A 22,012-nucleotide genomic window follows, 5' to 3' on the forward strand; every position below is an offset into this window, starting at 1 on the left:
ATTTTAGTAATACACCGACCTGAAAATGCTTTGCCGAATCCATAGTCGACTCGGTATTGCAGGTCGATGTATGACGCACCACACCTCAGTCAGTCCCCTCTCCCTCCGGGAGAGGGTTAGGGTGAGGGGCTTTTCAAGCTTTTGGCTTATCATTAAGCCCTGACGACGCTCACCCAAAGGCTCCCCCGGCATGCTGGCAATCTTCCTCGACACCCTGAATATCACCGCGCCGGTGTTCGCCATGCTGTTCCTCGGGGTGTTGCTCAAGCGTATCGAGTGGATCAACGACAACTTTATCCACACGGCCTCGGCGCTGGTGTTCAACGTGAGCATGCCGGCGCTGCTGTTTCTGGGGATTCTGCATGCGGATCTGCACGCCGCGCTGCAACCGGCGCTGCTGATCTATTTTGCGCTCGCCACGCTGGCGAGTTTTGCCCTGGCCTGGGGCTGGGCGATCATCAAGTGCCCGCGTGAAGATCGCGGCATCTACACCCAGGGCGCGTTTCGCGGCAACAACGGGGTGATTGGTCTGGCGCTGGCGGCGAGCATGTACGGCGACTACGGGATTTCCCTCGGGGCGATTCTCGCGGCGCTGGTGATCCTGTTCTACAACACCCTATCGACCATCGTGCTCGCGGTGTACAGCCCGGTGATCAAGTCCGATCCGTGGAGCATCTGCAAAAGCGTGTTCAGCAATCCGTTGATCATCAGCGTGATCGCGGCGGCGCCGTTTGCCTGGTTCAAGCTCAGCCTGCCGGGCTGGCTGGAAACTTCCGGGCAGTATCTGGCACAAACCACCTTGCCGCTGGCGCTGATCTGCATTGGCGGCACGTTGTCACTGGCGGCGCTGCGCAAGAGCGGCAGCATGGCGCTGAGTTCGAGCCTGGTGAAGATGATCGGCCTGCCGCTGCTGGCGACGCTCGGCGCGTGGCTGTGGGGTTTTCGGGGGGCGGAACTGGGGATTCTGTTTCTGTACTTCGGCAGCCCGACGGCGGCAGCCAGTTTCGTCATGGCCCGCGCGGCGCAGGGCAATCATGAGTTGGCGGCGGCGATCATTGTCATGACGACGCTGATGGCGGCGGTGACCACCAATATCGGGATCTTTCTGTTGCAGTGGGGTGGGTGGATCTAGCCTGAGACTCGGGTTGCTCCTGCGGGCCTCTTCGCGAGCAAGCCCGCTCCCACAGGTTTTTGTGTTGTTAATCAGATTTCAACAACACCAAAGAACCCTGTGGGAGCGGGCTTGCTCGCGAAGGCGTCAGATCAGACTTCCCGACTTCCAGTGCATCACTCAGGTTTCTGGTAACTGTCGATCACTTCCTGCGCCGCCCGAAACGCATCAATCGCCGCCGGCACCCCGGCGTACACCGCGCAATGCAGCAACGCTTCACGAATCTCCTCGACCGTGCAGCCATTGTTCAGCGCACCCCGCACGTGGCCCTTCAATTCCTGCGGACACTTCAACGCGGTCAGCGCGGCGAGGGTGATCAGGCTGCGGGTTTTCAGTGGCAGACCTTCGCGATTCCACACGCCGCCCCAGGCGTGCTCATTGACGAAATCCTGCAATGGCTGAGTGAATTCGGTGGCGTTGCCCAGCGCGCGATCAACGAACGCATCGCCCATTACCTGACGGCGGATTTCAACCCCGGTTTTCTGCGAATCGGTCATGGCACATCCCTCTTGTGGTGTTGGCGGCGCCAGGCGCGTACGGACGTGAACAACAGGAACGCCAGCAGCGTCGGCAGCACGTAAAACAGCATCAGCTTTTCCAGTTTGCCGGCCAGCGGCATGCCGGTGGTGAACGACACCACGTGCAGCCCGTAAGCCAGGTACAAACCGAGCAGCAACAAGCCTTCGGCGCGGGTCACGCGGTAGCCGGAATAGAACACCGGCAGGCACAGCGCGGCGACGCCGAGCATCACCGGCAAGTCGAAGTCCAGCGCGTTGGGCGAGACCGACAACGGTGTCGGCGCGATCAGTGCGGTGATGCCGAGCACTCCCAGCAGATTGAACAGGTTGGCGCCGATCACGTTGCCCACGGCGATATCGCGTTGCCCGCGCAGTGCCGCGATCAGTGAGGTGGCGAGTTCCGGCAGCGAGGTGCCGACCGCGACCACGGTCAGGCCGATCACCCGCTCGGAGAAGCCCAGATCGGTCGCCACCGCCACGGCGGCGCCGAGCAGCAAATGCCCGGCGAACACCAGCAGCGCCAGCCCGACAGCGATCATCAGCAGACTGCTGAGCCACGGCGCCTGCGGGGTTTGCGGCAATTCCGAATGCGGGCGCGCCGAGTGCCGCGACTGGCGCAGCAGCAAGCCCAGATACAACGCCAGCGCGGCGAGCAGCAGGACGCCGTCGAAGCGGCTGATCTGTTCATTCCAGGCGAGGACGAACACCAGCAGACTGGCGCCGATCATCAGCGGAATATCCAGACGCACCAGCTGTCGCGAAACCCGTAACGGAATGATCAGTGCCGACAGGCCGAGGGTCACGAGGATGTTGAAGATGCTGCTGCCGATCACGCTGCCGACGGCGATGTCGGGATTGTGCGCGAGGGTCGCTTGCAGGCTGACTGCCATCTGCGGGGCACTGCTGCCGAGGGCGACGATGGTCAGGCCGATGATCAGTGGTCGCACATGCAAGCGTGCGGCGAGACGCACGGCGGCGCGCACCATCAGTTCGGCGCCGAGGATCAGCAGTAGCAGGCCACTGAGCAGTTCGATCACGTTGATCAGCGGTAAATCGGCTAGCGCGAAAATGGCGGGTGCTCCATCAGTCGTCGAGGGCCTGCACGCGAACCCGTGCCGTACCGCTGCCGAGCATACCGAGTTGTTCGGCGGCTTCGCGTGAAACATCAATCAGACGGCCACGGGTATGCGGTCCGCGGTCGTTGATGCGCACCACGCAGGATTTGTCATTTTTCAGGTTGGTGACCTTCACCCGCGTACCGAATGGCAGTTGGCGATGGGCGGCGGTCAGGGAATGCTGGTTGAACGCTTCGCCGCTGGCGGTGCGTTTGCCGTGGTGTTGGGCGCCGTAGTAGGAGGCGACCCCGGTCTGGTCGTAACCGTGCGGGTCGATGATGTCGTTGCTGGCGCAACCGGCGAGCAAGGAGAGCAGGGCGCACGCGCCGAGCAGGCGTTTCATTCGAAAGCTCCCAAAATAATTGTGGCGAGGGAGCTTGCTCCCGCTCGGCCGCGAAGCGGTCGCAAAACCGGCAACCACATTCTTTCTGGAAGAGTGCGGTTGCCGACTTGGGTCTGCTGCGCAGACCAGCGGGAGCAAGCTCCCTCGCCACAGGGGATCAGAGCCAGTAACAAATGCTGGCTCCATTTGTGGTCAGCCTTCGAGCTTGCTTTTCAGCAGTTCGTTCACTTGCTGCGGGTTGGCCTTGCCTTTCGAAGCCTTCATGGCCTGACCGACGAAGAAGCCGAACATCTTGCCGCGTTTGGCTTCGTCTGCCGCGCGGTATTGCTCGACCTGCTCGGCGTTGGCCGCGAGCATTTCGTCCAGCACCGCCGAGATGGCGCCGGTGTCGGTCACTTGCTTGAGACCGCGCTTGTCGATGATCTCGTCTGCCGTGCCTTCGCCGTTGGCCATCGCTTCGAACACCACTTTGGCGATCTTGCCGGAGATGGTGTTGTCCTTGATGCGCTGCAGCATGCCGCCCAGCAGCTCGGCGGACACTGGCGACTCGTCGATGTCCAGGCCTTGCTTGTTGAGCAGGCTGCCCAACTCGACCATCACCCAGTTCGCCGCCAGTTTGGCGTCGCCGCCGATGGCGGCGACTTTCTCGAAGTAGTCCGCTTGCTCACGGCTGGTGGCCAGCACGTTGGCGTCGTAGGCCGACAGACCGAACTGGCTCTGGAAGCGCTCGCGTTTTTGCGGTGGCAGTTCCGGCAGGGTGGCACGCACCTCGCCGAGGAACGACTCTTCGATGACCACTGGCAGCAGGTCCGGGTCGGGGAAGTAACGGTAGTCGTTGGCTTCCTCTTTGGAGCGCATCGGACGGGTCTCGTCCTTGTTCGGATCGTACAGACGGGTCTGCTGGATCACTTTGCCGCCGTCTTCGATCAGCTCGATCTGCCGCTGGATCTCGGAGTTGATCGCCTTCTCGATGAAGCGGAACGAGTTGACGTTCTTGATCTCGCAGCGGGTGCCGAACTCGACCTGGCCTTTCGGACGTACCGACACGTTGCAGTCGCAACGCAGCGAACCTTCGGCCATGTTGCCGTCGCAGATGCCCAGGTAACGCACCAGCGCGTGGATCGCCTTAACGTAAGCCACGGCTTCCTTGGCACTGCGCATGTCAGGCTCGGAAACGATTTCCAGCAGCGGCGTGCCGGCACGGTTCAGGTCGATGCCGGTGGCGCCGTTGAATTCTTCGTGCAGGCTCTTGCCGGCGTCTTCTTCCAGGTGCGCGCGGGTGATGCCGACACGTTTGACGGTGCCGTCTTCCAGCGCGATGTCCAGGTGGCCCTTGCCGACGATCGGCAATTCCATCTGGCTGATCTGGTAGCCCTTCGGCAGATCCGGGTAGAAGTAGTTTTTGCGGGCGAACACGTTGTGCTGACCGATCTCGGCGTCAATCGCCAGACCGAACATCACCGCCATGCGCACCGCTTCCTGGTTCAGCACCGGCAATACGCCGGGCATGCCCAGGTCGATCAGGCTGGCCTGGGTGTTCGGCTCGGAGCCGAACTGGGTAGAACTACCGGAAAAGATTTTCGACCGGGTAGTGAGCTGAGTGTGAATCTCCAGCCCGATCACGACTTCCCATTGCATGTGTGTCTCCTCAGAAGCCGGTTGGGGTGCGGGTGTGCCAGTCAGTGTTCAACTGATACTGGTGCGCAACATTGAGCAAACGGCCTTCCTGGAAATACGGCGCAAGCAACTGCACGCCAACCGGCAGACCGTCGACAAAACCGGCCGGCATCGACAGGCCCGGCAGGCCCGCGAGGTTGGCGGTGATGGTGTAGACGTCTTCCAGATAGGCAGCGACCGGGTCGCTGTTCTTGGCGCCGAGCTTCCAGGCCGGGTTCGGCGTGGTTGGGCCGAGGATGATGTCGACTTCATTAAAGGCCGCCATGAAGTCGTTCTTCACCAGGCGACGGATCTTCTGCGCTTTCAGGTAGTAGGCGTCGTAGTAACCGGCGGACAGCGCGTAGGCACCGACCATGATCCGGCGCTGCACTTCCGGCCCGAAGCCTTCGCCACGCGAGCGCTTGTACAGGTCGATCAGGTTTTCCGGGTTCTCGCAGCGATGGCCGAAACGCACGCCGTCGAAACGCGACAGGTTCGAGGAGGCCTCGGCCGGGGCGATCACGTAGTACGCAGGGATCGCGTGCTGCATGTTCGGCAGGCTGATTTCCTTGATCACGGCACCGAGCTTCTGCAGCTCTTTGATGCTGTTCTGGATCAGTTCGGCGATACGCGGGTGGAGACCGGCGCTGAAGTATTCCTTCGGCACGCCGATGCGCAGGCCCTGCAGCGAAGTGTTGAGGCTGGCGGAGTAATCCGGAACCGGCTCATCGATGCTGGTGGAGTCGTTCTGATCGAACCCGGCCATACCTTGCAACAAAATCGCGCAGTCTTCGGCAGTGCGCGCCAACGGGCCGCCCTGATCGAGGCTGGAGGCGTAAGCGATCATGCCCCAGCGCGAAACACGACCGTAGGTCGGTTTCAGGCCGGTGAGGTTGGTGAATGCAGCTGGCTGACGAATCGAACCACCGGTGTCGGTGGCCGTGGCCGCCGGCAACAGACGAGCGGCAACTGCTGCAGCCGAACCACCGGACGAACCGCCCGGCACGTGTTCCAGGTTCCACGGGTTCTTCACCGCGCCGTACCAGCTCGACTCGTTGGCCGAACCCATGGCGAATTCGTCCATGTTGGTCTTACCCAGAGTCACGGCACCGGCAGCGGCCAGTTTCGCGACCACGGTGGCGTCGTACGGGGCCTTGAAGTTGTCGAGCATCTTCGAACCGCAACTGGTGCGGATGCCCTGGGTGCAGAACAGGTCCTTGTGAGCGATCGGCGCACCGAGCAGGGCGCCGCTCTCACCGTTGGCCCGGCGTGCATCGGCGGCTTTCGCCTGCGCCAGCGCCAGCTCTTCGGTGAGGCTGATGAAACTGTTGAGCTGCGGATCGAGCTGGGTAATACGCGCCAGCAGGACTTTGGTCAGCTCTTCGGAGGAAAACTTTTTATCGGCGAGACCGCGGGCGATCTCGGCCAGAGTCATTTGATGCATTGCAGGCTCTTTCCCTTTAGTCGATGACTTTCGGAACCAGATACAGGCCGTTTTCGACCGCTGGTGCGATGGACTGATAGGCCTCGCGGTGATTGGTCTCGGTCACGACGTCGGCGCGCAGGCGCTGACTGGCTTCCAGCGGGTGGGCCAAAGGCTCGATACCGTCGGTATCAACGGCCTGCATTTCGTCGACCAGCCCGAGAATGCTGTTGAGGGCGGAAGTAATGTGCGGAAGATCGGCATCATTCAGGCCAAGGCAGGCCAGATGTGCGATTTTTTCCACGTCGGAGCGTTCTAGCGCCATCGGGATTCTCCAGTGGAAAACAGAACGGACGGCGTCCGTGTGTTAGATTGTCGGAACACTACCGCACTTCTACGGTCATAAGGCCGCGATTGTGGGGCTTGGTGCACAGAAAAGCGGCCAATTTAACATATTGGCGCCTTGCCCAAAATCCCTGTCGTTGTTAGAGTTTGCCGCACTTTTTTACCCACGCGTTGCCTAGGGTCCCTTTCCCATGTTCAAGAAACTGCGTGGCATGTTTTCCAGCGATCTTTCCATTGACCTGGGCACTGCCAACACCCTTATTTACGTGCGCGAGCGCGGTATCGTCCTGAATGAGCCATCGGTTGTGGCCATTCGGACACACGGTAACCAGAAAAGTGTCGTAGCTGTCGGCACCGAAGCCAAGCGCATGCTCGGTCGTACGCCGGGCAACATTGCTGCCATTCGTCCGATGAAGGACGGCGTGATCGCCGACTTCAGCGTCTGCGAAAAGATGCTGCAATACTTTATCAACAAGGTTCACGAAAACAGCTTTCTGCAGCCCAGCCCTCGTGTGCTGATCTGCGTTCCATGCAAATCCACCCAGGTCGAGCGTCGTGCCATCCGTGAATCGGCCCTTGGTGCCGGTGCCCGTGAAGTGTTCCTGATCGAAGAGCCAATGGCTGCTGCGATCGGTGCCGGCCTGCCGGTTGAAGAAGCACGCGGTTCGATGGTCGTCGATATCGGTGGTGGTACCACTGAAATCGCGCTGATCTCCCTGAACGGTGTGGTCTATGCCGAATCCGTCCGCGTCGGCGGCGACCGCTTCGACGAAGCGATCATCACCTACGTGCGCCGCAACTACGGCAGCCTGATCGGTGAATCGACTGCCGAGCGCATCAAGCAGGAAATCGGTACGGCCTACCCGGGCGGCGAAGTGCGCGAAGTCGACGTTCGCGGTCGTAACCTGGCCGAAGGCGTTCCACGCGCATTCACCCTGAACTCCAACGAAGTGCTGGAAGCTCTGCAAGAGTCGCTGGCTACTATCGTTCAGGCGGTGAAAAGCGCGCTGGAGCAATCGCCGCCGGAACTGGCTTCCGACATCGCCGAGCGTGGCCTGGTGCTGACCGGTGGTGGCGCGCTGCTGCGTGACCTCGACAAGCTGCTGGCTCAGGAAACCGGTCTGCCGGTGATCGTTGCCGAAGATCCGCTGACCTGTGTTGCTCGCGGCGGTGGCCGTGCATTGGAAATGATGGACAAGCACACCATGGACCTGCTCTCCAGCGAATAAGCGCTGGGTTGCAATACGTGGGTGAGCGCACAGGCAGCACTTTGCAGTGCTGCCTGTTGGCGTTTATCTTCTGTCAGTCTTCATCCAGGCCGGTTTGATGCCGTATGAATAAACAGAACATTTGCCTGGGAGGAGCGGCTTATTAAACCGCTTTTCGCCAAAGGCCCTTCGTTGGGTGTGCGCCTGTTGGTGTTGGCCGTGCTATCGGTCGCACTGATGGTGGTCGATGCCCGCTTCGACCTGCTCAAACCCGCGCGCAAACAAGCGTCGCTGGTGTTGATGGACGCCTACTGGATCACCGACCTGCCCGGACGGCTGTGGGAAGGGGTCGCCAGTCAGTTCGGCAGTCGCACCGAGCTTGTCGCCGAAAACGAAAAACTCAAGACCGAAAACCTGCTGTTGCAGGGCCGCATGCAAAAGCTTGCCGCCCTCACCGAGCAGAACGTGCGGCTGCGCGAGTTGCTCAATTCCTCCGCACTGGTCAACGAAAAGGTCGAAGTGGCCGAGTTGATCGGCATGGACCCCAATCCCTTCACCCATCGCATCATCATCAATAAAGGTGAGCGCGATGGCGTGGTGCTCGGTCAGCCGGTGCTCGATGCACGCGGTCTGATGGGCCAGGTGGTCGAGTTGATGCCGTACACCTCCCGTGTGCTGCTGCTGACCGACACCACTCACAGCATTCCTGTACAGGTGAACCGTAACGGTCTGCGGGCGATTGCCAGCGGCACCGGCAATCCGGAACGCCTGGAACTGCGGCACGTTGCCGATACCGCCGATATCAAGGAAGGCGACCTGCTGGTCAGCTCCGGCCTCGGTCAGCGCTTCCCGGCCGGTTATCCGGTGGCGACGGTCAAGGAAGTCATCCACGATTCCGGCCAGCCTTTCGCGATTGTCCGCGCGGTGCCGACCGCTGCGCTGAACCGCAGCCGTTATCTGCTGCTGGTGTTCAGCGACAACCGCACCGCCGAAGAGCGCGCCAACGATGCGGCGCAGGCCCAGGAAAATCTTGATGCGCAGGGCGGTGGCCCGGTGCTTCCTGCCACGGTGCCGAAAATCGTCAACAGCCCGGCTGCCGCTGCAGCAACAACCGCCCCCGCAGCACCTGCCGCCGCGGCCAGCACTACGCCGGCCAAACCGGTAGCGAGCAAACCGCCTGCGACCAAGCCTGCGGCAGCGAGTAAACCGCCGGCGTCCCAGCCTGCTGCGCGTCCGGCGGCGAAACCGCCGGTCACCGCGCCGGCCAATACCGGGAGACAAGAATAATGGTTGGGGCTACTGCTTCCCGTAACGGCTGGATGGTCTGGCTGACATTTCTCATCGGTCTGCTGCTCAGCGTGTCGCCGATGCCGCAATTCATGGAAATCCTGCGTCCGCTCTGGCTGGCGCTGCTGCTGGCATTCTGGGCCTTGGCCTTGCCGCAAACCGTGGGCATGGTCACGGCGTTTTGCCTGGGGTTGGCCGAAGATGTGCTGTACGGCACTCTGCTTGGGCAGAACGCCTTGATCCTGACCCTGATCACCTTCCTGGTGCTGTCCTTGCAACAACGCCTGCGGATGTTCCCGATGTGGCAGCAATGCCTGGTGATCCTGGTGATCTTCGGCCTCGCCCAGCTGGTTCAATTGTGGCTGAGTGCCCTGACCGGCAACCGCCAGCCAACTCTGGCGCTGGTGCTGCCAGCCTTGACCAGCGCCTTGCTCTGGCCTTGGGTCAGCTTTGCTTTGCGTGGATTGCGCCGCCGCTACAAAATCAACTGATTCGGTCAGGCATGTGCCCGCACCTCGACAAGGGAGATGTCTTGATGAAGCCGCTTTACCTCGCCTCTGGTTCGCCGCGTCGGCGTGAGTTGCTCACGCAGATCGGCGTGCCGTTCGCCGCCATCAGTGCGGACATCGATGAAACCCCGCTTCCCGAAGAATTGCCCTCGGCCTATGTCGAACGCCTCGCGCGTGGCAAGGCCGAGGCCGGTCGACGCACGCGGGTGTCCGACGCGGCGTTTTGCGTTCTGGGCGCGGACACCGCGGTGGTGCTCGACGGCAAAATTCTTGGCAAACCGGTGGACGAAGCCGACGCATGCGCCATGCTGATGATGTTGTCCGGCAAGGAGCATGAAGTGCTGACCGCCGTCGCGGTGCTGGAAGGCCAGCGTTGCGAGTCGCGAGTGGTGCGCAGTCTGGTGCGGTTTCGCTCGATCAGCCGTGAAGAAGCGGCGGCCTACTGGGCCAGCGGTGAACCTCGGGACAAGGCTGGCGGTTATGGCATTCAGGGCCTCGGCGCGGTGTTTGTCGCGGGGCTCAATGGCAGCTATTCGGCCGTGGTCGGGCTGCCGGTTTGCGAAACCGCAGAACTGTTGGGCCATTTCGGCATACCCTGTTGGCAAAACCTGAACGCGCAATGAGCGTCGTACGAATCAAGATGCGGCCATTATCGTGAACATGCCTGAACGAGACCCTGCCATGAGTGAAGAGATTCTGATCAACATCACGCCGATGGAATCGCGCGTGGCGGTGGTCGAAAACGGTGTGCTGCAAGAAGTCCACGTTGAGCGCACGCAAAAGCGCGGGATCGTCGGCAACATCTATAAAGGCAAGATTGTCCGGGTGCTGCCGGGCATGCAGGCGGCATTCGTCGATATCGGTCTGGATCGTGCGGCCTTCATTCACGCCTCGGAAATCTCCCTGCGCGAAGGCCCGGCGGTGGAAAGCATCAGTTCGCTGGTGCACGAAGGCCAGAGTCTGGTGGTGCAGGTGACCAAGGACCCGATCGGCTCGAAAGGTGCACGACTGACGACTCAGCTGTCGATTCCGTCGCGCTATCTGGTGTACATGCCGCGCACCGCCCACGTCGGCATTTCCCTGAAAATCGAAGACGAAGCCGAGCGCGAACGCCTCAAGCAGGTGGTCAGCGATTGTGTGGCCAAGGAAGGGATCAAGGAGGCCGGTGGCTTCATCCTGCGTACCGCCGCCGAGGGGGCCGGGGCTGATGAAATCCTCATGGACATCCGCTATCTGCGCCGTCTGTGGGATCAGATCAGCGAGCAGATCAAGACCATTGGCGCGCCGAGCGTGATTTACGAAGACCTCGGTCTGGCCCTGCGCACCCTGCGCGACCTGGTCAGCCCGAAGATCGAGAAGATCCGTATCGACTCCCGGGAAACCTTCCAGAAAACCACGCAGTTCGTCGCCGAACTGATGCCGGAAATCGCCGATCGTCTGGAACACTATCCGGGCGAGCGGCCGATTTTCGACCTGTATGGCGTCGAAGACGAAATCCAGAAAGCCCTCGAGCGCAAAGTGCCGCTCAAGTCCGGCGGTTATCTGGTGGTCGATCCGGCGGAAGCCATGACCACCATCGACGTCAACACCGGCGCGTTCGTTGGCCATCGCAATCTCGAAGAAACCATCTTCAAGACCAACCTCGAAGCGGCCACCGCGATTGCCCGGCAGATGCGCCTGCGCAATCTGGGCGGGATCATCATCATCGACTTCATCGACATGGAAGATGAAGAGCATCAGCGTCAGGTGCTGCGCACCCTGGAAAAACAGCTCGAACGTGATCACGCCAAGACCAACATCATCGGCATCACCGAGTTGGGCCTGGTGCAGATGACCCGCAAGCGCACCCGCGAAAGTCTTGAACAAGTGCTGTGCGAGCCGTGCAGCAGTTGCCAGGGGCGTGGCAAGTTGAAGACTCCGGAAACCATCTGTTACGAGATTTTCCGCGAGATTCTGCGTGAAGCCCGGGCCTATCAGGCTGAGGGTTATCGGGTATTGGCGAACCAGAAAGTGGTGGATCGGCTGCTCGACGAAGAATCCGGTAACGTCGCCGAGCTTGAAGGGTTCATCGGCCGCACCATACGCTTTCAGGTCGAAACCATGTATTCCCAGGAACAATATGACGTGGTGCTGCTCTGAACCCCTGCAGCACATTTAATCCACAACGGCTGGCCTCAGCTTTTAGTAGTTTTATTGCCATGGGAGCCAACTGACATGGAGCGTCTGACACGCATTTTGGCCGCGCTGACCCGCTGGGGGCTGGGCCTGTGCGCGTTGGTTCTGGTGCTGATGGCGTTGTACGTCAGCCTCGGTCGGGAACTGACGCCGCTGGTGGCGGAATACCGCACCGATATCGAAGACAAGGCCACGGCCGCGCTCGGCATGCCATTGCAGATCGGCGAACTGGAAGGCAACTGGAGCGGATTCGCGCCGATTCTGCTGGCCCACGATGTGATGGTCGGTGACGGCGCCAATGCCTTACGTCTGGACCGGGTCCGCGTGGTGCCTGACCTCTGGGCCAGTGTGCTGGCGCGCGAAGTACGCATCGCCCATCTTGAACTGAACGGCCTGAAGATCAGCGTCAAACAAGCGCAGGACGGCACCTGGGCACTGGAAGGCCTGCCAGTGCAGAACGACCAGCCGCTTGATCCCGAACAATTGTTCAATCGCTCGCAGATTATTCAGCAACTGTCGGTGCTCGACAGTCAGGTGACCGTGCAGCCGCTGGATCAGGCGCCGATGACCTTTACCTACGTCGGCCTCAATCTGAAAACCGGCAGCAGCCGTCAGCGTCTCGACGCCCGTCTGACCTTGCCCGACGGGCAGCCGGTGGCGATGAGCCTGCGTACGCGGATTCGCCCCTCTCAATTGCCGGACAGTTCGGTGGAGGGTTATGTCAGCCTGCCGCAAAGCGATTGGTCAAAGTGGCTGCCCGAGCGTTTGACCCAGCAGTGGAATTTTTCCCAGATCAAGGCCGGCGGCGAGCTGTGGGTGAACTGGAACGACGGCGCCCTGCAAAGCGCCGCCGTGCGTTTGAATGCGCCGCAGGTGACCGGCGCTTATGCCGAGCGCAAACCGATCAAGATCAGCAATCTGGCGCTCAACGGTTATTACCAGCGGGATGACGAGGGCGCGATCGTTACCCTCGATTCGTTGGCAATGAATTTTGGCGAGACCCGCTGGGAATCCCATGTGCAACTCAAGCAGACGGTGGCCACCGATAAAGCCGATGAGCTGTGGCACTTGCAGGCCGATCGCCTTGATCTGACACCGCTCACGCCGTTGCTCAATGCGCTGGGGCCGTTGCCCGAAAGCGTCGCCACGGTCGTCGACCACCTGAAGGTGACGGGCGGACTGCGCAACGTGCTGCTGGATTTTCGCCCGAACGCCACCGACGGCTCGAAATTCGGCTTCGCTGCCAACCTCGATAATGTCGGTTTCGATGCCTATCACGGTGCCCCGGCGGCGCGAAACGTCAGTGGCAGCCTAAGCGGCAACCTCGACGGCGGTGAACTGCGCCTGGACAGCAAGGATTTCGTCCTGCACCTCGACCCGATCTTCGCCAAGCCATGGCAATACATTCAGGCCAACGCCCGCTTGACCTGGAAACTCGACAAAGACGGTTTCACCCTGATCGCGCCTTACCTGAAAGTGCTGGGCGAAGAGGGCAAGATTGCCGGCGACTTCCTGATCCGCCTGCACTTCGACCATAGCCAGGAAGACTACATGGACCTGCGCGTCGGACTGGTCGATGGCGACGGTCGTTACACCGCCAAGTACCTGCCCGAAGTCTTGAGCCCGGCCCTCGACGAGTGGTTGCGCACGGCGATCCTCAAAGGTGCCGTGGACCAGGGGTTCTTCCAGTACCAGGGCTCGTTGAACAAGAACGCCAAGGATGTCGATCGCAGTATCAGCCTGTTCTTCAAGGTGCATGATGCCGAACTGGCGTTCCAGCCGGGCTGGCCGCATGTGAGCAAGGTCAGCGGCGACGTGTTCATCGAGGACAGCGGCGTGCGCATCGTGGCCGACAAGGGCCAGTTGCTCGACACGCAGGTCAGTGACGTCTTCGTCAACATTCCCCATGTGCAGGCCGGACAACATACCCATCTGTTCCTCGACGGCGGTTTTTCCGGTGGGCTGGGCGACGGACTGAAAATACTGCAGACCGCGCCGATCGGCACCGGCGAAACCTTTGCCGGCTGGGAAGGCGAGGGCGATCTGCAAGGCAAGGTCAAACTCGATATTCCGCTGGAAAAGGGTGATCAGCCGAAGATTGTCGTCGACTTCAAGACTGCCAATGCGCGCCTGAAACTGGCAGAACCGAAACTTGAACTGAGCCAGCTCAAAGGCGATTTCCGTTTTGACAGCGCCAAGGGGCTGAGCGGGCAGAACATCGCGGCGCAGGCGTTCGACAAGCCAGTCACCGCGCAGATTTTTGCCGATGGCAGCGCCAACAAGATCAAGACCCGGGTCGCCGCCTCCGGGCAGGTCGAGGTGAAGAAACTCACTGACTGGCTGGGCGTGACTCAGCCGTTGCCGGTGTCCGGGACCATTCCCTATCAGTTGCAGGTCAACCTCGACGGCAGCGACAGCCAGCTGACGGTCAGCTCCAACATGAAAGGTGTGGCGGTGGATCTGCCGGCACCGTTCGGCATGTCGGCCCAGCAGGGCCGGGACACGGTATTCCGCATGACCCTGCAAGGTCCGGAGCGGCGCTACTGGGTCAGCTACGATCAGCTGGCCAGTTTCACTTTCGCGGCGCCACCGAGCAATTTCGCCGATGGCCGCGGCGAATTGTTCCTCGGTACGGGCGATGCGGTTCTGCCGGAGGCCAAGGGTTTGCGCATTCGTGGTGTGCTGTCGGAGCTGGACGTCGCACCGTGGCAGGATCTGGTCAGCAAATACGCCGGCAACGACCCGGGTGGCAGCGCCAAGCAACTGCTCAACAGTGCCGACTTCAAGGTGGGCAAGCTCACCGCTTTTGGCACCACGCTCGATCAGGCGGCAGTGCAGGTCAACCGCAAACCGTGGGCCTGGAATCTGTCGCTCGACAGCCAGCAGGCCAAGGGCTCGGCCAGCCTGCCTGATGCCAAGGGCGCACCGATTGGGGTCAATCTGCAATACGTGCGCCTGCCGGCGCCGGATCCGACGGTGCAGGCTGACGAGAACTCGCCCGACCCGCTGGTTTCGGTCGACCCGACGAAGATTCCTGCGCTGGATATCACCATCAATCAGTTGTACCTCGGCCCGGATCTGGTGGGCGGCTGGTCGCTCAAGGTGCGGCCAACGGCCAAAGGCATTGCCCTGAACAATATGGACATGGGCCTCAAGGGCATCCTGTTGCAGGGTAATGGCGGCTGGGAAGGTACACCGGGGTCGACCAACAGTTGGTTCAAGGGCCGGATCAGCGGCAAGAACCTCGCCGATGTGCTCAAGGGCTGGGGCTTTGCACCGAGCGTGACCAGTGAAGAGTTTCACATGGACGTCGATGGCCGCTGGCCCGGTTCGCCGGCATGGCTGGCGACCAAGCGTTTCTCGGGCACGCTGGATGCCTCGCTCAATAAAGGTCAGTTCGTTGAAGTGGAGGGCGGCGCGCAGGCGTTGCGGGTGTTCGGTCTGCTCAACTTCAACTCCATCGGCCGCCGCCTGCGTCTGGATTTCTCCGACTTGTTCGGCAAGGGCCTGAGCTACGACCGGGTCAAGGGCCTGCTGGTGGCCAACGCCGGTGTCTATGACACTCGCGAGCCGATTCGCCTGACCGGGCCGTCGAGCAATCTGGAACTCAACGGTACGCTGGATCTGGTGCGTGAGCAGGTCGATGCGAAATTGCTGGTGACCTTGCCGGTGACCAACAACCTGCCGATTGCCGCGTTGATTGTCGGCGCGCCGGCGGTGGGCGGGGCGTTGTTCCTGATCGACAAGCTGATCGGTGACCGTGTGGCACGCTTCGCCAGCGTCAAGTACACCGTCAAAGGCCCGTGGAAAGAACCGAAAATCACCTTCGACAAGCCTTTTTGAACAGCCATATCCCAAGCCTATGGAGTAGCATGGCCGCATACCTGTTGCGGAGCGCGCCATGTCTTTAGCGGTGATTCAAATGGTCAGCCAGAGTGATGTGCTCACCAATCTGGCGCAGGCTCGACGCCTGCTCGAACAGGCCGCGGCCGGCGGCGCGAAGCTGGCGGTGCTGCCGGAAAACTTCGCTGCCATGGGCCGTCGCGATATCGCCGACATCGGCCGCGCCGAAGCGCTCGGCGAAGGGCCGATCCTGCCGTGGTTGAAACAGACCGCCCGTGACCTCAAGTTATGGATAGTGGCCGGTACCTTGCCGTTGCCGCCGCTCGGGCAACCGCAGGCCAAGTCCCACGCCTGTTCGCTGCTGGTCAACGATCAGGGTGAAACCGTCGCGCGGTATGACAAGCTGCACCTGTTCGATGTCGATGTGGCGGACAATCGCGGGCGGTATCGCGAATCCGATGACTATGCTTATGGCAGTGGCGTGGTGGTGGCGGACACGCCGGTCGGCCGCGTCGGTCTGAGCGTGTGTTACGACTTGCGCTTCCCGGAGCTGTACAGTGAACTGCGCGCCGCCGGTGCCGAGTTGATCACCGCTCCATCGGCCTTTACCGCGGTGACCGGTGCGGCGCATTGGGACGTGCTGATTCGCGCCCGGGCCATCGAGACCCAGTGTTATGTGTTGGCAGCAGCGCAGGGCGGAACCCATCCGGGGCCGCGGGAAACCTTCGGTCATGCGGCGATTGTCGACCCGTGGGGCCGTGTGCTGGCGCATCAGGATCAAGGCGAAGCGGTGTTGTTGGCCGAACGCGACAGTGATGAACAAGCGTCCATCAGGGCGCGAATGCCGGTGACGAGTCATCGGCGGTTTTTCTCGCAGGGCGCACAGCGGCCTGCTTCAGAACATGAATTTAAGGCGTAAACCTATGAGCGAGTTGTTGTCCTCAGTCAGTGATCACCTGTTGGCGCCCGGCGGCGTGACGATCGAGAGCCTGCAAGGCGTGCTCGGCGATCTGGCAGGCCCGGGCATCGATGCTGCCGACCTGTATTTCCAGGGTCAGATCTCCGAGTCGTGGTCGCTGGAAGACGGCATCGTCAAGGAAGGCAGCTTCAACCTCGATCAGGGTGTTGGCGTTCGTGCGCAGTCCGGTGAGAAGACCGGTTTTGCCTACAGCAACGCGATCACCCTTGAAGCGCTGGGCGCTGCGGCTCGTGCCGCGCGTTCGATCTCCCGCGCCGGGCAGAACGGCACGGTGCAGGCGTTCAGCACTCAGGATGTCGCGCAGCTGTATGCGCCGGACAATCCGCTGGAAGTGTTGAGCCGCGCCGAGAAAGTCGAGCTGCTCAAGCGCATCGACGTCGCTACCCGCGCCCTCGACCCACGGATTCAGCAGGTCAGCGTGAGCATGGCCGGGGTCTGGGAGCGGATTCTGGTGGCGTCCACCGACGGAGGCCTGGCCGCTGATGTGCGACCGCTGGTGCGTTTCAACGTCAGCGTGATCGTCGAGCAGAATGGTCGTCGCGAGCGCGGCGGGCATGGCGGCGGCGGGCGTACCGACTACCGTTATTTCCTCGCCGAAGACCGTGCCATGGGTTATGCCCGTGAAGCGCTGCGTCAGGCCCTGGTGAACCTCGAAGCGATTCCGGCACCGGCCGGCACCTTGCCTGTCGTCCTCGGCTCGGGCTGGTCCGGCGTGCTCCTGCACGAAGCGGTCGGTCACGGTCTGGAAGGCGACTTCAACCGCAAGGGCAGTTCGGCCTACAGCGGGCGGATGGGCGAAATGGTCGCTTCCAAGCTCTGCACCATTGTCGATGACGGCACGTTGAGCGGTCGTCGCGGTTCGCTGAGCGTCGACGACGAAGGCACCCCGACCGAGTGCACCACGCTGATCGAGAACGGCGTGCTCAAGGGCTACATGCAGGACAAGCTCAATGCGCGCCTGATGGGCGTGGCCCGTACCGGTAACGGTCGTCGCGAGTCTTATGCGCATCTACCGATGCCGCGCATGACCAACACCTACATGTTGGGCGGCGAGAGCGATCCGGCGGAAATCATCGCTTCGGTGAAGAAAGGCATCTACTGCGCCAACCTTGGCGGCGGTCAGGTCGACATCACCAGCGGCAAATTCGTGTTTTCCACCAGCGAGGCGTACCTGATCGAGGACGGCAAGATCACTGCGCCGGTCAAGGGCGCGACGTTGATCGGCAACGGTCCCGAGGCGATGAGCCGGGTGTCGATGGTCGGTAACGATCTGGCGCTGGACAGCGGTGTGGGTACGTGCGGCAAGGACGGGCAGTCGGTGCCGGTGGGTGTCGGTCAGCCGACGCTGAAAATCGATGCGATCACCGTGGGTGGCACGGGCGCATAAGAAGAGGTGGAGCTTCGGGTGGCGCGCATTGCGGCCACCCGCTGACGACTATCAACGCAGGCCGCGTTGCGTATCGTCCAGCTCACGGATGTACTTGAAGATCTTGCGGCTGGAAGCAGGAGGTTTGTTTTGCGCAACCTCGTGCTGAGCCTGACGGATCAGGGAACGCAGTTGTTGGCGATCGGCGTCCGGGTACTCGACGACGAATTTCTCCAGCACGGCATCGTCACCGGCGATCAGGCGGTCACGCCAGCGTTCGAGGTTGTGGAAACGCTCGTTGTACTGACGGGTGGAGGCATCGAGTTGATCGAGCAGTACCAGAATCGCGTCAGTGTCCTGATCGCGCATCAGTTTGCCGATGAACTGCAGGTGCCGTTTACGCGCGATGTTCGCGGTGTGCTTGGGCGCATCGGCCAGGGCCCGGCGCAAAGCGTCGGTCAATGGCAGTTTTGCCTGCAAGTCGGGCTTGAGTGTTGTAAGGCGCTCGCCAAGGTCAACCAGAGCATGCAGCTCGCGTTTAACCTGAGATTTGCTTTTTTCTCCCGTATCGAGGGAGTCGTCGTAAGAATCAACCATGGTGGCAGTCCGCAAAGAAACGCCGCCATGATAACCAGTCGGGGGCCGCTTGTCCGGCCCGGTCGCTCGATGACCCCAGCCGAAAGCAGAATTTGAGTGGAGATGAGCATGAGTGCAGTTCAAAGCGTCGGCCCGCAGGCATTGCCGGCACTGCAGGAACAGGTCGAGCAGATCATCGCCGAAGCCAAGCGTCAGGGCGCCAGCGCCTGCGAAGTCGCGGTGTCGCTGGAGCAGGGTTTGTCGACGTCGGTGCGCCAGCGTGAGGTCGAGACGGTCGAGTTCAATCGCGATCAGGGTTTTGGCATCACCTTGTATGTTGGCCAGCGCAAAGGCTCGGCCAGCACTTCCGCCACCGGCCCTGACGCGATTCGCGAAACCGTTGCCGCTGCACTGGCCATCGCCAAACACACCTCTGAAGACGAAGCTTCGGGCCTCGCTGATGCGGCGCTGATGGCCAGGGATCAGCAGGATTTCGATCTGTTTCACGAGTGGGACATCACCCCCGAGCAGGCCATCGAGAAGGCGCTGATCTGTGAAGCGGCCGCGTTCGACGCCGATGCGCGGATCAAGAACGCCGACGGCACTACCCTCAGCACGCATCAGGGCTGCCGTGTGTATGGCAACAGCCACGGTTTCATCGGCGGTTACGCGTCGACCCGGCACAGCCTGAGCTGCGTGATGATCGCCGAAGCCGATGGCCAGATGCAGCGCGATTACTGGTATGACGTGAACCGTCAGGGCAGTTTGCTGGCGGATCCGGTGAGCATCGGCCAGCGTGCCGCGCAACGCGCCGCGAGCCGTCTGGGCGCGCGTCCGGTGCCGACCTGCGAAGTGCCAGTGCTGTTTTCCGCCGAGCTGGCGGGCGGGTTGTTCGGCAGTTTCCTGTCGGCGGTGTCCGGCGGCAGCCTGTACCGCAAATCGTCGTTTCTCGAAGGCACTTTGGGGCAGAAACTGTTTCCGGAATGGCTGACCATCGACGAGCGTCCGCACCTGATGCGCGCCATGGGCAGTGCGTCCTACGACGGCGATGGTCTGGCCACTTACGCCAAGCCGTTCGTCGAGAAGGGCGAACTGGTGTCGTACATCCTCGGCACGTACTCCGGGCGCAAACTCGGCATGCCGAGCACTGCCAACGCGGGTGGCGTGCACAACCTGTTCGTCACTCACGGTGACGAAGACCAGGCGGCGCTGTTGAAGCGCATGGGCCGTGGGCTGCTGGTCACCGAATTGATGGGCCATGGCTTGAACATGGTCACCGGCGATTATTCGCGCGGGGCGGCGGGTTTCTGGGTCGAAAACGGCGAAATCCAGTTCGCGGTGCAGGAGGTGACCATCGCTGGCAACATGCGCGACATGTTCAAGCAGATCGTCGCAGTCGGGAATGATCTGGAACTGCGTAGCAATATTCGTACGGGCTCGGTGCTGATCGAGCGGATGACTGTCGCAGGCAGCTAAGCCCCAGCGGCCAGACAAGAAAGGCGCGCCACCTTATTGGGTGGCGCGCCTTTTTTCTTGGCTCCACACAAAACCCTGTGGGAGCGAGCCTGCTCGCGAAAGCGATTTAACAGCCGACCGCAGCGGTGACTGACACGACGCCTTCGCGAGCAGGCTCGCTCCCACACTGGAGTCTGTGTAATCAGGCACTCTTGTTTTGGTTCTCATTATCATCTAATAATAAATCTCATCTCCGAACGAGTCCCGGATCATGAGTTCTGCCTTGCACGAGCAGCCGTACCTCGAAAGCTGGCGCTGGATGAGTCGCCAGATCCGTTGCGCAATGGATCCTGACGAACCGCGCCTGATCGAACATTACCTGGCCGAAGGCCGTTATCTGGCCTGCTGTACGGCGACTTCCCCGTGGACCATCGCTGAAACCTCCTTCCGTCTGCTGCTCGACACAGCCACCGACATCGCGTTGCCGTGGCACTGGCGCAGTCTGTGTCTCGATCAAGCCTGGCGCCCGCTGCGTGAAATGGAGCGCCTGTCGCTGTGCAACTGCCGGCTCCAGCGCTGGCAGCGCTACACCTGGCAACTGGCGACCTGCGAGTTGCTTCCCTCGATTCCTCTCATTGAACTGGTGCAAGGATTTTCAGATGACCAAGACACGTATTGAGCGCGACAGCATGGGCGAATTGCAGGTGCCGGTGGACGCTCTCTACGGCGCGCAGACCCAGCGTGCAGTGGATAACTTCCCGATCAGCGGCCAACCGATGCCGAGGCAATTCATCCGTGCGCTGATCCTCGCCAAAGCCGCTGCCGCCCGGGCCAACGTCGAACTCAACCAGATCAGCGCCGCCCAAGGCAAAGCCATCAGCGATGCGGCCCAAGGCCTGCTCGAAGGCGACTTCATGCAGCATTTTCCGGTGGATATCTTCCAGACCGGCTCCGGCACCAGCTCCAACATGAACGCCAACGAAGTGATCGCGACCCTCGCCAGCCGTCTGCTCGACGAGCCGGTCAATCCGAACGATCACGTCAACTGCGGCCAAAGCAGCAACGACATCATTCCGACCACCATCCACGTCAGCGCTGCCCTGGCTTTGCACGAACAGCTGTTGCCGGCGTTGCTGCACCTGGTGCAGGTGATCGAAAACAAAGCCGAACAGGTGCATCACCACGTCAAAACCGGTCGCACCCATTTGATGGACGCGATGCCGGTGCGCATGAGCCAAGTGCTCAATGGCTGGGCGCAACAGCTCAAGGCCAATATCGGTCACCTGCAGGATTTGCTGCCGAGCCTGCAATCGCTGGCACAGGGCGGTACGGCGGTGGGTACCGGGATCAATGCGCATCCTGAGTTCGCCGCACGTTTCAGCCGCCAACTGAGCCAGCTGACCCATGTGCAATTCACTCCGGGCAAGGATCTGTTCGCGCTGATCGGCTCGCAGGACACCGCCGTCGCCGTTTCCGGCCAGCTCAAGGCCACCGCGGTGTCGCTGATGAAAATCGCCAACGACCTGCGCTGGATGAACTCAGGGCCGCTTGCCGGTCTCGGCGAGATCGAGCTAGAAGGGCTGCAACCGGGTTCGTCGATCATGCCGGGCAAGGTCAACCCGGTGATTCCGGAAGCCACTGCGATGGTCGCCGCGCAAGTGATCGGCAACGACTCGGTGATCACCATCGCCGGCCAGTCGGGCAATTTCGAACTGAACGTGATGCTGCCGATCATCGCCCAGAACCTGCTCAGCAGCATCGAACTGCTGGCCAATGCCAGTCGTCTGCTCGGCGACAAGGCCATCGCCAGCTTCAAGGTCAATGAGTCGCGGCTCAAGGAAGCGCTGTCGCGCAACCCGATTCTGGTCACCGCGCTCAACCCGATCATCGGCTATCAGAAGGCTGCCGAAATCGCCAAGCAGGCCTACAAACAAGGGCGTCCGGTGATCGACGTCGCGCTGGAACACACCGATCTGTCGCGCAGCCAACTGGAAGAGTTGCTCAACCCCGAGAAACTCACCGCCGGCGGCGTGTAAATCCCGC

19 protein-coding genes are annotated in these 22,012 nt (G+C 61.5%); 12 read left to right on the plus strand and 7 right to left on the minus strand.

Annotated elements, in window-relative coordinates; genetic code table 11:
* The first annotated feature begins 190 nt into the window (after positions 1 to 190).
* On the plus strand, positions 191 to 1,132 hold the full coding sequence (locus tag AC27VU_RS04975) for an AEC family transporter (protein ID WP_103485933.1): 942 nt from the start codon (positions 191 to 193) through the stop codon (positions 1,130 to 1,132).
* Between the two features lie 155 nt (positions 1,133 to 1,287).
* On the opposite strand, the gene AC27VU_RS04980 is transcribed toward AC27VU_RS04975, so the two are convergent.
* The 6 genes from AC27VU_RS04980 to gatC form a co-directional block, all read right to left on the minus strand.
* Positions 1,288 to 1,668, minus strand: coding sequence for a carboxymuconolactone decarboxylase family protein (locus tag AC27VU_RS04980; protein WP_003221648.1), 381 nt, complete (start codon positions 1,666 to 1,668; stop codon positions 1,288 to 1,290).
* Positions 1,665 to 2,726 (minus strand): calcium/sodium antiporter, encoded by a 1,062-nt coding sequence (locus tag AC27VU_RS04985; protein WP_003221649.1) that lies wholly within the window; start codon positions 2,724 to 2,726, stop codon positions 1,665 to 1,667. The genes AC27VU_RS04980 and AC27VU_RS04985 overlap by 4 nt, the downstream gene beginning before the upstream one ends.
* Before the next feature lie 46 nt (positions 2,727 to 2,772).
* Positions 2,773 to 3,147, minus strand: a complete 375-nt coding sequence (locus AC27VU_RS04990; RefSeq protein WP_003221651.1) for a septal ring lytic transglycosylase RlpA family protein — start codon at positions 3,145 to 3,147, stop codon at positions 2,773 to 2,775.
* A gap of 192 nt (positions 3,148 to 3,339) precedes the next feature.
* On the minus strand, positions 3,340 to 4,785 hold the full coding sequence (gatB, locus tag AC27VU_RS04995; RefSeq protein ID WP_003221653.1) for an Asp-tRNA(Asn)/Glu-tRNA(Gln) amidotransferase subunit GatB: 1,446 nt from the start codon (positions 4,783 to 4,785) through the stop codon (positions 3,340 to 3,342).
* Positions 4,786 to 4,795: 10 nt separating this feature from the next.
* Positions 4,796 to 6,247: an Asp-tRNA(Asn)/Glu-tRNA(Gln) amidotransferase subunit GatA gene (gatA, locus tag AC27VU_RS05000; RefSeq protein WP_488723574.1), complete on the minus strand. Its 1,452-nt coding sequence runs from the start codon at positions 6,245 to 6,247 to the stop codon at positions 4,796 to 4,798.
* Positions 6,248 to 6,263: 16 nt separating this feature from the next.
* Positions 6,264 to 6,551, minus strand: coding sequence for an Asp-tRNA(Asn)/Glu-tRNA(Gln) amidotransferase subunit GatC (gene gatC / locus AC27VU_RS05005; protein ID WP_003221657.1), 288 nt, complete (start codon positions 6,549 to 6,551; stop codon positions 6,264 to 6,266).
* 211 nt (positions 6,552 to 6,762) lie between these two features.
* On the opposite strand from gatC, the gene mreB reads away from it, so the two are divergent.
* From mreB to tldD, 8 genes are all read left to right on the plus strand, one after another.
* Positions 6,763 to 7,800, plus strand: a complete 1,038-nt coding sequence (gene mreB, locus AC27VU_RS05010) for a rod shape-determining protein MreB (RefSeq protein WP_002555108.1) — start codon at positions 6,763 to 6,765, stop codon at positions 7,798 to 7,800.
* Between the two features lie 141 nt (positions 7,801 to 7,941).
* Positions 7,942 to 9,066, plus strand: coding sequence for a rod shape-determining protein MreC (gene mreC / locus AC27VU_RS05015; protein ID WP_080593219.1), 1,125 nt, complete (start codon positions 7,942 to 7,944; stop codon positions 9,064 to 9,066).
* The gene (mreD, locus tag AC27VU_RS05020) at positions 9,066 to 9,557 is read left to right on the plus strand and encodes a rod shape-determining protein MreD (RefSeq protein WP_003221660.1); all 492 of its coding nucleotides are present in this window, start codon (positions 9,066 to 9,068) and stop codon (positions 9,555 to 9,557) included. Before mreC ends, mreD begins: the two co-directional genes overlap by 1 nt.
* 44 nt (positions 9,558 to 9,601) lie before the next feature.
* A complete protein-coding gene (locus AC27VU_RS05025; protein WP_473018809.1) occupies positions 9,602 to 10,198 on the plus strand; it encodes a Maf family protein in 597 nt (198 codons plus the stop codon).
* Between the two features lie 58 nt (positions 10,199 to 10,256).
* Positions 10,257 to 11,714 carry a ribonuclease G gene (gene rng, locus AC27VU_RS05030; protein ID WP_003221665.1) on the plus strand — a complete coding sequence of 486 codons (1,458 nt, stop codon included), beginning with the start codon at positions 10,257 to 10,259 and terminating at the stop codon, positions 11,712 to 11,714.
* 75 nt (positions 11,715 to 11,789) lie between these two features.
* Positions 11,790 to 15,593, plus strand: coding sequence for a YhdP family protein (locus tag AC27VU_RS05035; RefSeq protein WP_488723575.1), 3,804 nt, complete (start codon positions 11,790 to 11,792; stop codon positions 15,591 to 15,593).
* 58 nt (positions 15,594 to 15,651) lie between these two features.
* Complete coding sequence (locus tag AC27VU_RS05040) at positions 15,652 to 16,512, plus strand: carbon-nitrogen hydrolase family protein (RefSeq protein WP_488723576.1); 861 nt, start codon at positions 15,652 to 15,654, stop codon at positions 16,510 to 16,512.
* 4 nt (positions 16,513 to 16,516) lie between these two features.
* Positions 16,517 to 17,959: a metalloprotease TldD gene (gene tldD, locus AC27VU_RS05045; RefSeq protein ID WP_007961588.1), complete on the plus strand. Its 1,443-nt coding sequence runs from the start codon at positions 16,517 to 16,519 to the stop codon at positions 17,957 to 17,959.
* Between the two features lie 51 nt (positions 17,960 to 18,010).
* Here tldD and yjgA read toward each other — a convergent pair whose 3' ends face one another.
* Entirely contained in the window at positions 18,011 to 18,535 is a 525-nt protein-coding gene (gene yjgA / locus AC27VU_RS05050; RefSeq protein WP_003221672.1) for a ribosome biogenesis factor YjgA, read from the minus strand.
* Between the two features lie 108 nt (positions 18,536 to 18,643).
* Here yjgA and pmbA point away from each other — a divergent pair, with 108 nt between their 5' ends.
* The 3 genes from pmbA to AC27VU_RS05065 all read left to right on the plus strand — a co-directional run bounded on the left by pmbA (position 18,644) and on the right by AC27VU_RS05065 (position 22,005).
* The gene (gene pmbA / locus AC27VU_RS05055) at positions 18,644 to 19,990 is read left to right on the plus strand and encodes a metalloprotease PmbA (RefSeq protein WP_045122292.1); all 1,347 of its coding nucleotides are present in this window, start codon (positions 18,644 to 18,646) and stop codon (positions 19,988 to 19,990) included.
* A gap of 250 nt (positions 19,991 to 20,240) precedes the next feature.
* The gene (locus AC27VU_RS05060) at positions 20,241 to 20,648 is read left to right on the plus strand and encodes a FagA protein (RefSeq protein WP_103521624.1); all 408 of its coding nucleotides are present in this window, start codon (positions 20,241 to 20,243) and stop codon (positions 20,646 to 20,648) included.
* Positions 20,629 to 22,005 (plus strand): class II fumarate hydratase, encoded by a 1,377-nt coding sequence (locus AC27VU_RS05065; protein WP_400499020.1) that lies wholly within the window; start codon positions 20,629 to 20,631, stop codon positions 22,003 to 22,005. Before AC27VU_RS05060 ends, AC27VU_RS05065 begins: the two co-directional genes overlap by 20 nt.
* Positions 22,006 to 22,012: the final 7 nt, after the last annotated feature.

The sequence above is a fragment of the Pseudomonas sp. 14P5.3.2 genome, from assembly GCF_057799175.1.